The following is an 11945-nucleotide window of genomic DNA, read 5'->3' as shown; positions in this document are numbered from 1 at the left end:
ACCGACACCGGCACCGGCACCCCCACCCGGCCAGGACCACCTCACCCCAACGCCGCCACCCTCTCCCGATACCCCCGGACGGGCCCCGCATCGCGATACGGCTCGAGTCGCCGCTCGAACTCCCGCACGTACTCGTGCGCCCGCACCGACCGCATCTCCGCCGCCGCCACCGCCGCCTCCGCCCCGAGGGAGCACGCCGAGTCGAGTTCGCCGAGGCCCAGCCGCGCCGACGCGAGCACCACCCGGCAGAACAGCCGGCTGCGCGCGAACCCCGGCGCCCGCAGCTGCAACGACCGCTCCGCGTGCTGCGCCGCCGCCCGGTACTGCTGAAGGTCCCGGTGGCAGTGCCCGAACTCGTCCGCCAACTGCGCCTCGTCGAAGAACCGCGCCCACGGCGGCACGTCGTCCCCGGTCCGCACCGCGCCCAGCGCCCGCTCGGCCCGCACCAGCGACGCCGTACAGGCCCGCACCTCACCGAGCACCCCGTGCCCGCGCGCCTCCGCGGCGTGCAGCAGCGCCTGCACCACGGGCGGCGCCGCCGAGCCCACGCCCTGCTGCGCGACCCGCGCGAGCTGCACCGCCTCCCGCCCGTGCCCGAGGTAGACGGCCTGCCGGCTCATGGTGACCAGCACGTACGACCCGTACATCCGGTCCCCCGCGGCCTGCGACAGCCGCAGCGCCTGCACGAAGTACCGCTGGGCGAGCCCGTGCGCCGCGATGTCGTACGAGGTCCAGCCCGCGAGCCGCGTGAGGTCGGCGACCGCGCAGAAGAGGCGCCGCCCGTGCTGCTCCCCGTACGCCCCGCGCAGCATCGGTTCGGCCTCGTGCTCCAGGTACCGCACGAGGGCCTGCCGCGCGTGCCCGCCCCCGTACGCGTGGTCGAGCGCCCGGAACAGTTCGCCCACGGAGCGCAGCGCCGCGATGTCACCGGCGGTCACCCGGTGTCCGGGCCCGCGCTCGGTCCCTCCGCGCTGGCGCGGCACGGCGGCGCCCACGGCCTCCAGGACCGGCGCGGGCCGCCCCTGCACCGGTACCCGCGGCAGCTGCTCGCCGCGCGCGACCCGGTCGTCGGCGCGGCCGATCAGCCAGTCCCGGCTGGGCACGACCAGCCCGGCGGGGGTGAACGCGATCTTGCGGAGTTCGGCGTGGCTGCCGGAGTCCTTGCGCCACAGTCCGCTGACGATGTCGACGGCCTCCTCGGGCGACGCGGCGAACTCCAGGCCCGCGTAGACCGGCGCGCACGCGTCGAGCCCGAGGTCCTGCGCGGACAGGCGGCGGCCGAGGCGGCGTGTGAACACCTCGGCGATCAGGGCGGGGGTGGTCCCCCTGGGCTGCTGTCCACGCAGCCATCTGGTCACGGACGTCTTGTCGTACCGCAGGTCGAGGCCGTGCTCGAGTCCCAGCTGGTCCACGCGGCGCGCGAGGCCCGCGTTGGAGAAACCTGCCTCCGCGATGAGCGCGGCGAGCTGGCGGTTCGGGGTGCGCTGCGGAGGTCGTTCCGTCATGCTGTGCGATTGCCTTCCGGGCCCTGGGAAGCGATAAAGGGGGGCCATGGAGTGCCCCCCTTTGTGTCGCTGTTCCCTTATGGAACGGCGTGCTCCGTGACCGGTTCCCGCTCACGGACGGCGCTGAAATTATCACGCAGCGCACACGGCGTCCCCCAATCAGCCCAGCCGAACCACTCCTTCATCCGATCGTGTGACAAACCGCGTGAGGGGTGGACGGCGGGCGCTCCATCGCGGAGCCGTACAGTTGCTGCGGGCGCGTTATATGCACGGTGAAGGTTCTTAGGGAGGCACTTGCCGTGAGTGAGTTCCGGTTCGTCCGCATGGGCTTCGGTGCGGACATGGTCGATTACCAGCTCGCCTGGGACGAGCAGCGCCGTGTGCACGCCGCGCGGTTCGCCGACGAGGTGCCCGACACCTGTCTGCTCCTGGAGCACCCGCCCGTCTACACCGCCGGCCGCCGCACCGCCCCCGAGGAGCGCCCGCTCGACGGCACCCCGGTCATCGACGTGGACCGCGGCGGGAAGATCACCTGGCACGGCCCGGGTCAGCTCGTCGGCTACCCGATCCAGAAGCTCCCGCGCCCGGTGGACGTGGTCGCGCATCTGCGTCGCCTGGAGGACGCGATGATCGCGGTCTGCGCCGAGTTCGGCATCGAGGCAGCGCGCGTGGAGGGCCGGGCCGGCGTGTGGGTGCTCGGCGACCCCATTGAGCAGCGGACCAACCTGGGCGGCCTGTCGCTCGACTTCAACCCTCGGCTCAGCAGTGAGGACGAGGAGTTCGACCACCGGCTCGTCGGCCCCGAGTACGCCCCGTCGAACGCCGGTCAGCGCCACGAGGACCGCAAGATCTGCGCGATGGGCATCCGCGTCGCCAAGGGCGTCACGATGCACGGCTTCGCGCTGAACGTGAACCCGGACACCTCGAACTTCGACAAGATCATCCCGTGCGGCATCCGCGACGCGGGCGTGACCTCCCTCTCGTACGAGCTCGGGCGCGAGGTCACGATGGACGAGGTGCTGCCGATCGCGGAGAAGCATCTGCAGAGCGTGCTGGGGAACGCGGACCTCAAGCCCCGCACCGTCGAGAAGGCCTCGGTCTAGGGCTTGTCGTCAAATCCGGGGAATGCACCCCACAGGCCACCGGTTGACCACCCGTGAGGGCCACGAACATCACGGGCGTACCCTGATGTACGCCGAGGAATCAAAGCTTTAGGGAGCCGGTCGTGTCCGCAGTCGCACCCGACGGACGCAAGATGCTGCGCCTGGAGGTCCGTAACGCTCAGACCCCCATCGAGCGCAAGCCCGAGTGGATCAAGACCCGGGCGAAAATGGGTCCCGAATACACCAAGATGCAGAACCTCGTGAAGTCCGAGGGCCTGCACACGGTCTGCCAGGAGGCGGGCTGTCCCAACATCTACGAGTGCTGGGAGGACCGCGAGGCGACCTTCCTCATCGGTGGCGACCAGTGCACCCGGCGCTGCGACTTCTGCCAGATCGACACGGGCAAGCCCGAGCCGCTCGACCGTGACGAGCCGCGCCGCGTCGGCGAGTCCGTCGTCACGATGGACCTGAACTACGCCACGATCACCGGCGTCGCCCGCGACGACCTGGACGACGGCGGCGCCTGGCTGTACGCGGAGACGGTGCGCCAGATCCACCGCCAGACCACCAACCGCCCCGAGGGCCGCACCAAGGTCGAGCTCCTCGCCCCCGACTTCAACGCGAACCCGGAGCAGCTGGCCGAGGTCTTCTCCTCCCGCCCCGAGGTCTTCGCGCACAACGTCGAGACGGTCCCGCGGATCTTCAAGCGGATCCGTCCGGGCTTCCGTTACGAGCGTTCGCTGAAGGTCATCACCGAGGCCCGCGACTTCGGCCTGGTCACGAAGTCGAACCTGATCCTCGGCATGGGCGAGACCCGCGAGGAGGTCAGCGACGCGCTGCGCCAGCTGCACGAGGCGGGCTGCGAGCTGGTCACCATCACGCAGTACCTGCGCCCCTCCGTGCGGCACCACCCCGTGGAGCGCTGGGTCAAGCCGCAGGAGTTCGTGGAGCTGAAGGAAGAGGCCGAGCAGATCGGTTTCTCCGGTGTCATGTCGGGCCCGCTGGTCCGCTCCTCGTACCGCGCCGGCCGGCTGTTCCAGATGGCCGTGGAGAAGCGTGGCGCGTACGTGGCCTCGCAGGCCGTGTGACCAGGGCCACGCGTGAATCGTGAACAACTGAATCATGAACGTGTGAATTCAGGCACAAGAAGCTACTGACAAGTAGCGTCCGATAACGCGCGGCCCCGACGATCCCCGCAGATGGGGGGCATCGTCGGGGCCGCGTCGTCGTTCGCGGCGCGAGCCCCGAGGCTTCATGGGTGTTTGACCGTCCGGTCACGCCCTGGTAACACCAATCAGTGACTCTGAAATCACGCCTCGTACACCCCGTGCCAACGCCGTGATCAGCCTCCGAGGGGGGACCTCAGCCATGCAGGCCGCGCCCGTTCGCGCCACCGCCATCCCGACCGTCACCGACGCTCTGCGCGCCGTGGAGTCGCTGCTCATGAGCAGCGGCCAGCGCACCGCTCGCCGCAACGCCTGGACCTCCGTCCTCGAGGACCGCCGCCGCGCCAAGGACCGGGTCGAGGCGCAGCGCGTCCTGGACGCCGTCGCCGCGCGGGGCTGAGCGAACCCGGAGCCGACGCGGGTTCTTCCCGCTGCCCCGGCCACGTAGACTTCAGGACATGGCGAGGAAGGAAACTGCAGCGGACGCTGCAAACACCGGGCGACTCAAGCAGATCGCTCAGACCTACAAGATGACCCGCAGGGTCGATCCCAAGATCGGTCTTGTACTCGCGGCTGTGGGAATCGTCACCTTCGGTGTCTTCCTCGCGATCGGCTTCTTGATCGGTCACCCCATCTATCTCGGAATTCTCGGCTTCCTGCTCGCTTTCCTCGCGATGGCGATCATCTTCGGACGCCGGGCCGAGAAGGCGGCCTTCGGGCAGATGGAGGGACAGCCGGGCGCGGCCGCGGCCGTGCTCGACAACATCGGACGCGGCTGGACGACGACCCCCGCGGTCGCGATGAACCGCAGCCAGGACGTGGTGCACCGCGCGGTCGGCAAGGCCGGCATCGTGCTCGTCGCGGAGGGCAACCCGAACCGGGTGAAGTCGCTCCTCGCGGCCGAGAAGAAGAAGATGGCCCGCATCGTCTCCGACGTCCCGGTCCATGACTTCGTGGTCGGCACCAGCCAGGGGCCCGAGGGAACGGTTCCTCTGAAGAAGCTCCGTACGACGATGCTGAAGCTCCCGCGCGTGCTGACCGGTCCCCAGGTGACCGCGACCAACGACCGGCTGAAGGCCATGGGCGACCTGATGTCGAACATGCCGCTGCCGAAGGGCCCGATGCCGAAGGGCATGAAGATGCCGAAGGGCGGCGGCCGCATGCGGTGACGCGCCGCTTGCCCATCCGAACCGTGGCGGGCCGGAACCTTTCGAGGTTCCGGCCCGCCGTTGTCGTTCGTGTACGTCCGAAACGTCAGATGCGGACCTCGACGGACTTCGCGAGGCGGTCGTGGAGGCCGCGGCCGTCGCGGTCCCAGACGAGGGCGGGGACGGCGAGGCACAGCAGGACCGTGCGGAGCAGCACGCGGCCGGGGCCGAGGCGGCCGCCCGCCTCGGAGACGACGCGCAGGCCGAACAGGCGCTTGCCGGGGGTGCAGCCGATGGTGCCGACCGTGAGCAGGCTCAGGACGAAGAAGATGAGCAGCGCCCAGTTCCCCGTCGCCTGGTTGTAGCCGTGCGTGAGCAGGCCGTATGCGATCAGCATGCACAGCGCCCAGTCGACGGCGATGGCTCCGATGCGGCGGCCGGGGCGCGCGATGGAACCGGGCCCGTGCTCGGGCAGACCGAGCTGTTCCCCGCGGTAACCGAGGTCGGCACCCGCCCGTTCCATGGCCTCGCGGGGCCCGGACAGCCACGATCCCATTGCTTCCCTGTTGTCCACGCATCCACGGTACTGCGCCGCGCTGCTGACCCCGCCTTGACCCCCGCTCCGGTTAACTTGGGCGAAACAAATGGGTCATGCTTGAGAAATCACGCCTGCATATCGTCAGGTTCCAGCGTGTGCCACCGCACTGGCCGCGCGATCGAGCTGCCAAGCGCCGCAACCCCGCCCCTCCCCAGGGTGGGAGTAGGAGGAGTTGGATGTTCCAGAACGCCGATGACGCCAAGAAATTCATCGCGGACGAGGACGTCAAGTTCGTCGACGTACGCTTCTGCGACCTGCCGGGTGTGATGCAGCACTTCACGGTGCCGGCTGAGGCGTTCGACGCTGCCGAGGAGCTCGCGTTCGACGGCTCGTCGATCCGCGGTTTCCAGGCGATCCACGAGTCCGACATGGCGCTGCGCGCGGACCTGACCACCGCCCGTGTGGACCCCTTCCGCCGCGACAAGACGCTGAACGTCAACTTCTTCATCCACGACCCGATCACGGGCGAGCAGTACTCCCGTGACCCGCGCAACGTGGCGAAGAAGGCCGAGGCGTACCTCGCCTCCACCGGCATCGCCGACACCGCGTACTTCGGCCCCGAGGCCGAGTTCTACGTCTTCGACTCGGTGCGCTTCGAGACCTCCGCCAACCGTTCGGTCTACGAGATCGACTCCGAGGCGGGCGCCTGGAACACGGGCGCGGTCGAGAACAACCGCGGTTACAAGGTGCGCTACAAGGGCGGTTACTTCCCGGCCCCGCCGGTCGACCACTTCGCCGACCTGCGCGCCGAGATCTCCCTGGAGCTGGACAAGGCGGGCCTCAAGGTCGAGCGCCAGCACCACGAGGTGGGCACCGCCGGCCAGGCCGAGATCAACTACAAGTTCAACACGCTGCTCGCCGCGGCCGACGACCTGATGCTCTTCAAGTACATCGTGAAGAACGTCGCGTGGCGCAACGGCAAGACCGCGACCTTCATGCCGAAGCCGATCTTCGGTGACAACGGCTCGGGCATGCACGTCCACCAGTCCCTGTGGTCCGGTGGCGAGCCGCTCTTCTACGACGAGCAGGGCTACGCGGGCCTGTCGGACACCGCCCGCTATTACATCGGCGGCATCCTCAAGCACGCCCCGTCGCTGCTCGCCTTCACCAACCCGACGGTGAACTCGTACCACCGCCTGGTCCCGGGCTTCGAGGCTCCGGTCAACATGGTGTACTCGCAGCGCAACCGCTCCGCGGCCATGCGTATCCCGATCACGGGCTCGAACCCGAAGGCCAAGCGCGTCGAGTTCCGCGCGCCGGACCCGTCGTCGAACCCGTACCTCGCCTTCTCGGCGCTCCTGATGGCCGGCCTCGACGGCGTCAAGAACAAGATCGAGCCGGCCGAGCCGATCGACAAGGACCTCTACGAGCTGGCTCCCGAGGAGCACGCGAACGTCCAGCAGGTCCCGACCTCGCTCCCCGCGGTCCTCGACGCCCTCGAGGCGGACCACGAGTACCTCCTGTCGGGCGGCGTCTTCACGCCGGACCTGATCGAGACGTGGATCGACTACAAGCGCACCAACGAGATCGCCCCGATCCAGCTGCGCCCGCACCCGCACGAGTTCGAGCTGTACTTCGACATCTAAGATCGCCGCAGGTCAGAGCGGGTTTCGCTCCCCTGGGTCGTCTCTGGGCCGTCGGCCGTGTTCTTCCTCTCCGGGAAGGCACGGCCGACGGCCCTTTCCTGTCTCCCCCACTCGCAGGTGCCCCTTCCGACGAGCCGCCCCGCGATGGGTCTCGGGAGGAACCTTGAAGCGGTGGGCGAGCCCGGTACGCGGGAGCGTTCGCGGGTCCTGAGCGCGGGCCGGATCATGGGCAGGGGCCGACTGGACGAGTGGAGCGGACGTGGCTGATGACGGACTCGGCGAGATCATGGCGAGCCGTACGATCGACGCGGTGTACCCCGACGGGCGCCGGGTCGCCTTCCGTGTTCAGGTGGGACAGCCGCGTCCGCCCACGGGGCAGGAGGAGCCCTGGGGATGTCCGTGCCGGATCGAGGGCCTGGACGACTCTCGGGCGCGGACCATCTACGGCGTGGATTCCCTGCAGGCACTCACTCTGGCCCTCGAATTCCTGCGCCGCGTGCTGACCGCTGCCGCGTCCGATGACGCACTGACCTTCCATTGGGGCGACGAGCAGGCGCTGAATGTCACCGACGTTCTATGGTGACGGCACTCGTCATCCACAGAGCCAGGACGCTGCGCTCGTCGCCGAAGGCCCGGTCTCCCTTTGAGGGAGGCCGGGCCTTCGTGTGTGGCCGGGGAGGCAAGAGCCCGACGGGCGTAATCGGTGCAATCGCCTTAAACTCGGGCAAGTCGCACACGCTGATCAGCCTCGGAGGAGTGCCGCCATGAGCAATCTGTTCGTCGTCGCCTACGACGACCTCGCCACCGCCAACCAGGTCCGCGCCCGGCTCCTGGAGATGTCGAAGGAACACCTCGTCGAGCTGGAGGACATCGTCGTCGTCGAACGGCGGGAGTCCGACGGGAAGATCAAGCTGCACCAGGCCGTGAACCACACGGCGATGGGTGCCACCGGTGGCGCGCTGTGGGGCGGTGTCATCGGGATGCTGTTCCTCGTGCCGTTCCTGGGGGCCGCGGTGGGCGCCGCCACCGGGGCGGCCGGCGGGGCCGTCACGGACACCGGGATCAACGACAACTTCATGAAGGAGCTCAGCCAGAATCTGCGGCCGGGCGCCGCCGCGCTCTTCGTGCTCGTCAAGCAGGCCGCCCGCGACAAGGTCGTGCCCGAGATCGCCCAGTACGGCGGTCAGCTGGTGCAGACGTCGCTGAGCAACGACGAAGAGGACGCGCTGCGCGAGATGCTTCAGGACGGGCAGGCGAAGGCCGACGCGCCGGCGTAGCGGCTGCGGGTGTCACGAACGAGGGCGGCGGCCGTCCGGTCCGGGTGACCGGGTGGCCGCCGTCCTCGTTCCGTTCAGCTTCAGGAGTTCGCCCCGGCCCTCCGTGACCTCGCGGGCCACATCGGCCAGTTTGCGGCGGCGGGAACGCGCGTAGCCGCGCAGGTGCGCGAAGGCCTCGTCGAGGGAGAGGCCGTGCCGCGCGGCGAGCATGCCCTTGGCCTGTTCCACGACGACCCGGCTGGACAGCGCGTGCTCCAACTGGCCCGAAAGGACCCGGCTCTCGCTCAGCTCGCGCTGGAGGGAGAGCGTGTCCCCGGCGGCCTCGGCGAAGACCCGGACCACGGCGAGGGCCTCCTCGTCGAGCGGTTTGTCGGGCGCCCCGAAGAGGAGCAGTGCGCCGAGGGCCTCCTCGTCCCCCGTGCCCCGCAAGGGCAGCGCGGTGACGCGGCCGAAGCCGAGGGCCCGGGTCCGCGCCGCCCAGTTCGGCCAGCGCTGCCGCGCGGAGCGCAGGGTCACGTCGACGTCCACGAGCGCGCTTCCCGTGGCGCGGGCGTCCTGGCCGGGGCCCTCCCCCCGGACGACGGAGTCGGCGGCCAGCGCGTGCAGCGCGGCATCGGTGCCGTGGGTGAGGGCGGGGCCGCGGGTACCGGGCAGGTACCAGACCGTCGCCCCGCGTGCGTGGAAGAGCTTCCTGCCCCCCTCGGCGAGAGTGGCGAGGAGTCCGGTGACATCGAGGGGGTCGCGTGCGGCTCTGCTCGTCAACTGGGCGAAAACCGCCGCGACTTCCTGCTCTCGCAGCGTCACGTTGGAGGCCTCTCAATTGAGTCGGAGTCGTCCCTGAACGATATCCCGGGCGATGTCGCCGACGGGGCGGCTGTCCACGAAGGCGCGTACTTTGACCAGTTCCAGTGCATCCGATATGCGGCAGCCCAGTTGGACGGCCACCATGCCCGCGGCCTGGTGGACCTCGGCGCGGTAGTCGATACCGCCGAACAGGCCGGGCACCGCGTCCGCGCCGAGGAAGACGTTGCGGGTCAGGGAGTCGGCGACCTGGGCCACGGTCGCGGTGGAGGTGGCGCCCTTCCGCAGCCCGAAGGCCGCCAGAGCTCCGATGCAGCCGTCAGTGGCCCGCAGAGGTACGGCCACCACCTGGCCGATTCCGAGCTGCTCGACGGCCGGACCGTAGCCGGGCCAGCGGACCGCGAGGCCGTCTTCTGCCTCGACGACCGCGCAGTCCCCCCTTACCGCGTCGCGCGCCGGGCCCTCGCCGAGTACGTACTCCAGGTCCTGCGCGGCACGGGCGGGTTCGTCGGACGAGGCGGTCGCGATCTGGTTGCGGTGCGCGTCGACGAGGGTGACGGCCGCGCTGTCGGTCCCGCAGGCCTCCGCGACCCCCGTCATGAACAGCGGAGGCCGCCCTCCCGTGTCGGCCCAGCGGTCGGCGCGACGGGCATGGGACTCGAGGAGCTGGGCGGTCACCTCGTGCCGCCTCGCGCTCGCCCGGTGGATGTGCGCAAGGCGATCGTGCAGGCTGTTCGGGTCCGTCGAGGCCAGGCGTTCGTACTTGCACGCGAGCCTCAGGTCGCGTGCGGCCCTCTCGCGCGCGCGGGCCGCTCGCTGCCAAACGGCCGCGCCCTGTTCCGCCGAGCTGCCCCCGAGGGTCATGCCCTCAGCGTACGCCTGTGGAACGGATCAGGTGGCTCCGTTGCCACGACCTTCTTCCATCAGGAGCACGACGCCACCGCGGTGCCCGTCGAACGGGCTGCAATGGACGGTGCACGTGATGCCGCGGCCGATTCGGTTGACGGCCTCGATCACCACGGGTTCACCGCGGCTGCGGGTCCGCACGCACTCGCTCACGGCCTGTCGCAGCGGCGCGGTGGGCAGCCCGAAGTCGAGGTCGAAGAACGGCTCGTCGACCACCTCCTCCTGGCGCAGCCCCCACAGATCGGCGGCGCCGCGGTTCCAGCTCTTGACCTTGAGGTCCCGGTCGAGGACGACGATGGCCGCCGCGATGGAGGTGAGGACCCCCTCGAGGAAGGCGCGCGTCTCGTCGAGCTCGTCGCTGCGGATGCGCATTTCCTCGTTCATGGTCTCCAGTTCCTCGTTGCCGGACTGGAGTTCCTCGTTCGTCGTCTCCAGCTCCTCGTTGGTGGACTGGAGTTCCTCGTTCGTCGTCTCCAACTCCTCGATGGAGGACTGGAGTTCCTCGTTCGTCGTCTCCAACTCCTCGTTGGTGGACTGCAGTTCCTCGTAGGCGGTCTCCAGGTCCTCCCGCACACGCTTGACCTCGGCCTTGAGCTGGGTGGTCACGGTCACGTCGGTGAACGCGATGTTGGTGGCCGCCGGCGCTCCGCCGACACCGACCAGCGGCTGGACGACGATGTCGTAGTACTGGACGTCCTCGCCGACCCTGCGCTCCGCCCCGTTGACCCGCAGGGTGCGGCGCTCGTGCGTGGCCTGGTCGATCAGTGAACGCAGTTCGACCGGCCGGTAGGAGATCTCGAGGTCCTGGAAGGGGCGGCCGATGTCGTTCGCCGTGAGGCCGAACTGGATGCGCGCGTGATTGTTGATGAGGACGACGATGCCCTCGGCGTCCACCGCCAGGGAGGCACCCGGCGCGGCGTCGAGGATCAGGTCACGCAGCTGACGGTTGCGCGCCATGTTCTGCATCTCACTGCCCAGGTTCGAGCGCAGCTTGACCGGGGCCGGCTGGTAGGGAGCGGCGGACTCGCCCGCTCGGCGGCGGAAGATGCGCTGGCGCATGCTGACCACGTCGAAGCGGTCGGCGTCGTTGAGCAGCATCTCGGCCTTGCCGAGGAAGAGGAAGCCGCCCTCGCGCAGCGCGAAGTGGAACCGGTCGATGATCTGGGTCTGCGCCTCGACGTTGAAGTACATCAGCGTGTTGCGGCAGACCAGCAGGTCGAGGCGGGAGATGGGGGCGTCGCGGGTGATGTCGTGGCGGCCGAAGATGACGCGGCGGCGCAGATCCGGACGGAAGCTGTAGCGCGCCCCGTTCTGCTCGAAGTACTTCTCGCGCAGTTCCTCGGTGAGCGGCTCCAGGGTCTTGGCCGGGTAGAGGCCGGAGCGGGCGTCGCGCAGGGCCTCGTCGTCGACGTCGGTCCCGTAGATCTTGACGCGGTGGAGCGTCTCGTCGATGCCGAGCGCCTCGGCGAACATGATGGCCAGCGAGTACGCCTCCTCGCCGCTGGAGCAGCCCGCGCTCCACACCCTGATCTCGTCCTCCGGGCCGTGCTCGGCCAGCACTTCGGGGATGACCTCGTGCTGCAGATACGTCCAGGCGTCCGCGTCACGGAAGATGGACGTGACGTTGATCAGGATGGTGTTGAAGAGCGCGCTGAATTCATCGGCGTTCGTCTCCAGCTGGTCACGGTACTCGGAGTACGAGTCCAGACCGACGTCGGTCATGCGCTTGCGGATGCGCCGTCCCAGGGAGGAGCGCTTGTAGCCGGTGAAGTCGAAGCCGCGGGCGTCCCGCAGGAAGCCGAGCAGTTCCTCCAGCTCCTGGTCCGTCTCCACGTCGCGACGTGCCTCGCTCATC

12 protein-coding genes are annotated in these 11945 nt (G+C 69.5%); 7 read left to right on the top strand and 5 right to left on the bottom strand.

Annotated elements, in window-relative coordinates; all coding sequences use genetic code 11:
• Positions 1 to 41: 41 nt before the first annotated feature.
• Positions 42 to 1505 (bottom strand): regulator, encoded by a 1464-nt coding sequence (locus ACYBSK_RS07250; protein ID WP_460245549.1) that lies wholly within the window; start codon positions 1503 to 1505, stop codon positions 42 to 44.
• A 299-nt stretch (positions 1506 to 1804) separates the two neighbouring features.
• Between ACYBSK_RS07250 and lipB the strand changes: the two genes are divergently transcribed.
• From lipB to ACYBSK_RS07230, 4 genes are all read left to right on the top strand, one after another.
• On the top strand, positions 1805 to 2608 hold the full coding sequence (lipB, locus tag ACYBSK_RS07245; RefSeq protein WP_460245548.1) for a lipoyl(octanoyl) transferase LipB: 804 nt from the start codon (positions 1805 to 1807) through the stop codon (positions 2606 to 2608).
• Positions 2609 to 2730: 122 nt separating this feature from the next.
• Positions 2731 to 3696: a lipoyl synthase gene (lipA, locus tag ACYBSK_RS07240; protein WP_460245547.1), complete on the top strand. Its 966-nt coding sequence runs from the start codon at positions 2731 to 2733 to the stop codon at positions 3694 to 3696.
• A 280-nt stretch (positions 3697 to 3976) separates the two neighbouring features.
• Positions 3977 to 4174, top strand: a complete 198-nt coding sequence (locus ACYBSK_RS07235) for an SCO2195 family GlnR-regulated protein (RefSeq protein ID WP_457476031.1) — start codon at positions 3977 to 3979, stop codon at positions 4172 to 4174.
• Positions 4175 to 4232: 58 nt separating this feature from the next.
• Positions 4233 to 4943, top strand: a complete 711-nt coding sequence (locus ACYBSK_RS07230) for a DUF4191 domain-containing protein (RefSeq protein WP_457476030.1) — start codon at positions 4233 to 4235, stop codon at positions 4941 to 4943.
• 85 nt (positions 4944 to 5028) lie between these two features.
• Here the strand turns inward: ACYBSK_RS07230 and ACYBSK_RS07225 are convergent, their stop codons facing one another.
• Positions 5029 to 5496 carry an RDD family protein gene (locus ACYBSK_RS07225; RefSeq protein WP_457476029.1) on the bottom strand — a complete coding sequence of 156 codons (468 nt, stop codon included), beginning with the start codon at positions 5494 to 5496 and terminating at the stop codon, positions 5029 to 5031.
• A gap of 200 nt (positions 5497 to 5696) precedes the next feature.
• Between ACYBSK_RS07225 and glnA the strand changes: the two genes are divergently transcribed.
• The 3 genes from glnA (at position 5697) to ACYBSK_RS07210 (ending at position 8383) form a co-directional block, all read left to right on the top strand.
• Positions 5697 to 7106: a type I glutamate--ammonia ligase gene (glnA, locus tag ACYBSK_RS07220; protein ID WP_457476028.1), complete on the top strand. Its 1410-nt coding sequence runs from the start codon at positions 5697 to 5699 to the stop codon at positions 7104 to 7106.
• Between the two features lie 259 nt (positions 7107 to 7365).
• Positions 7366 to 7689 (top strand): DUF6968 family protein, encoded by a 324-nt coding sequence (locus ACYBSK_RS07215; protein ID WP_457476027.1) that lies wholly within the window; start codon positions 7366 to 7368, stop codon positions 7687 to 7689.
• Between the two features lie 181 nt (positions 7690 to 7870).
• On the top strand, positions 7871 to 8383 hold the full coding sequence (locus ACYBSK_RS07210) for a DUF1269 domain-containing protein (RefSeq protein WP_460245546.1): 513 nt from the start codon (positions 7871 to 7873) through the stop codon (positions 8381 to 8383).
• A 12-nt stretch (positions 8384 to 8395) separates the two neighbouring features.
• Here ACYBSK_RS07210 and ACYBSK_RS07205 read toward each other — a convergent pair whose 3' ends face one another.
• The 3 genes from ACYBSK_RS07205 to ACYBSK_RS07195 all read right to left on the bottom strand — a co-directional run bounded on the left by ACYBSK_RS07205 (position 8396) and on the right by ACYBSK_RS07195 (position 11944).
• Positions 8396 to 9187 carry an ANTAR domain-containing protein gene (locus ACYBSK_RS07205; RefSeq protein WP_460245545.1) on the bottom strand — a complete coding sequence of 264 codons (792 nt, stop codon included), beginning with the start codon at positions 9185 to 9187 and terminating at the stop codon, positions 8396 to 8398.
• Positions 9188 to 9199: 12 nt separating this feature from the next.
• A complete protein-coding gene (locus ACYBSK_RS07200; RefSeq protein WP_460245544.1) occupies positions 9200 to 9862 on the bottom strand; it encodes a GAF domain-containing protein in 663 nt (220 codons plus the stop codon).
• A 213-nt stretch (positions 9863 to 10075) separates the two neighbouring features.
• Positions 10076 to 11944, bottom strand: a complete 1869-nt coding sequence (locus tag ACYBSK_RS07195) for a CheR family methyltransferase (RefSeq protein ID WP_460245543.1) — start codon at positions 11942 to 11944, stop codon at positions 10076 to 10078.
• Position 11945 lies beyond the last annotated feature (1 nt).

The sequence above is a fragment of the Streptomyces sp. BYX5S genome, from assembly GCF_054724165.1.
Note: the sequence above shows the minus strand (reverse complement) of the source record. Positions and strands in the feature narration are given on the sequence as shown.

Coding starts and splice junctions, on each gene's coding strand:
- ACYBSK_RS07250 (WP_460245549.1), bottom strand. CDS start 1,505: ATGACGGAACGACCTCCGCAGCGCACCCCGAACCGCCAGCTCGCCGCG.
- ACYBSK_RS07235 (WP_457476031.1), top strand. CDS start 3,977: ATGCAGGCCGCGCCCGTTCGCGCCACCGCCATCCCGACCGTCACCGAC.
- ACYBSK_RS07230 (WP_457476030.1), top strand. CDS start 4,233: ATGGCGAGGAAGGAAACTGCAGCGGACGCTGCAAACACCGGGCGACTC.
- glnA (WP_457476028.1), top strand. CDS start 5,697: ATGTTCCAGAACGCCGATGACGCCAAGAAATTCATCGCGGACGAGGAC.
- ACYBSK_RS07210 (WP_460245546.1), top strand. CDS start 7,871: ATGAGCAATCTGTTCGTCGTCGCCTACGACGACCTCGCCACCGCCAAC.
- ACYBSK_RS07195 (WP_460245543.1), bottom strand. CDS start 11,944: ATGAGCGAGGCACGTCGCGACGTGGAGACGGACCAGGAGCTGGAGGAA.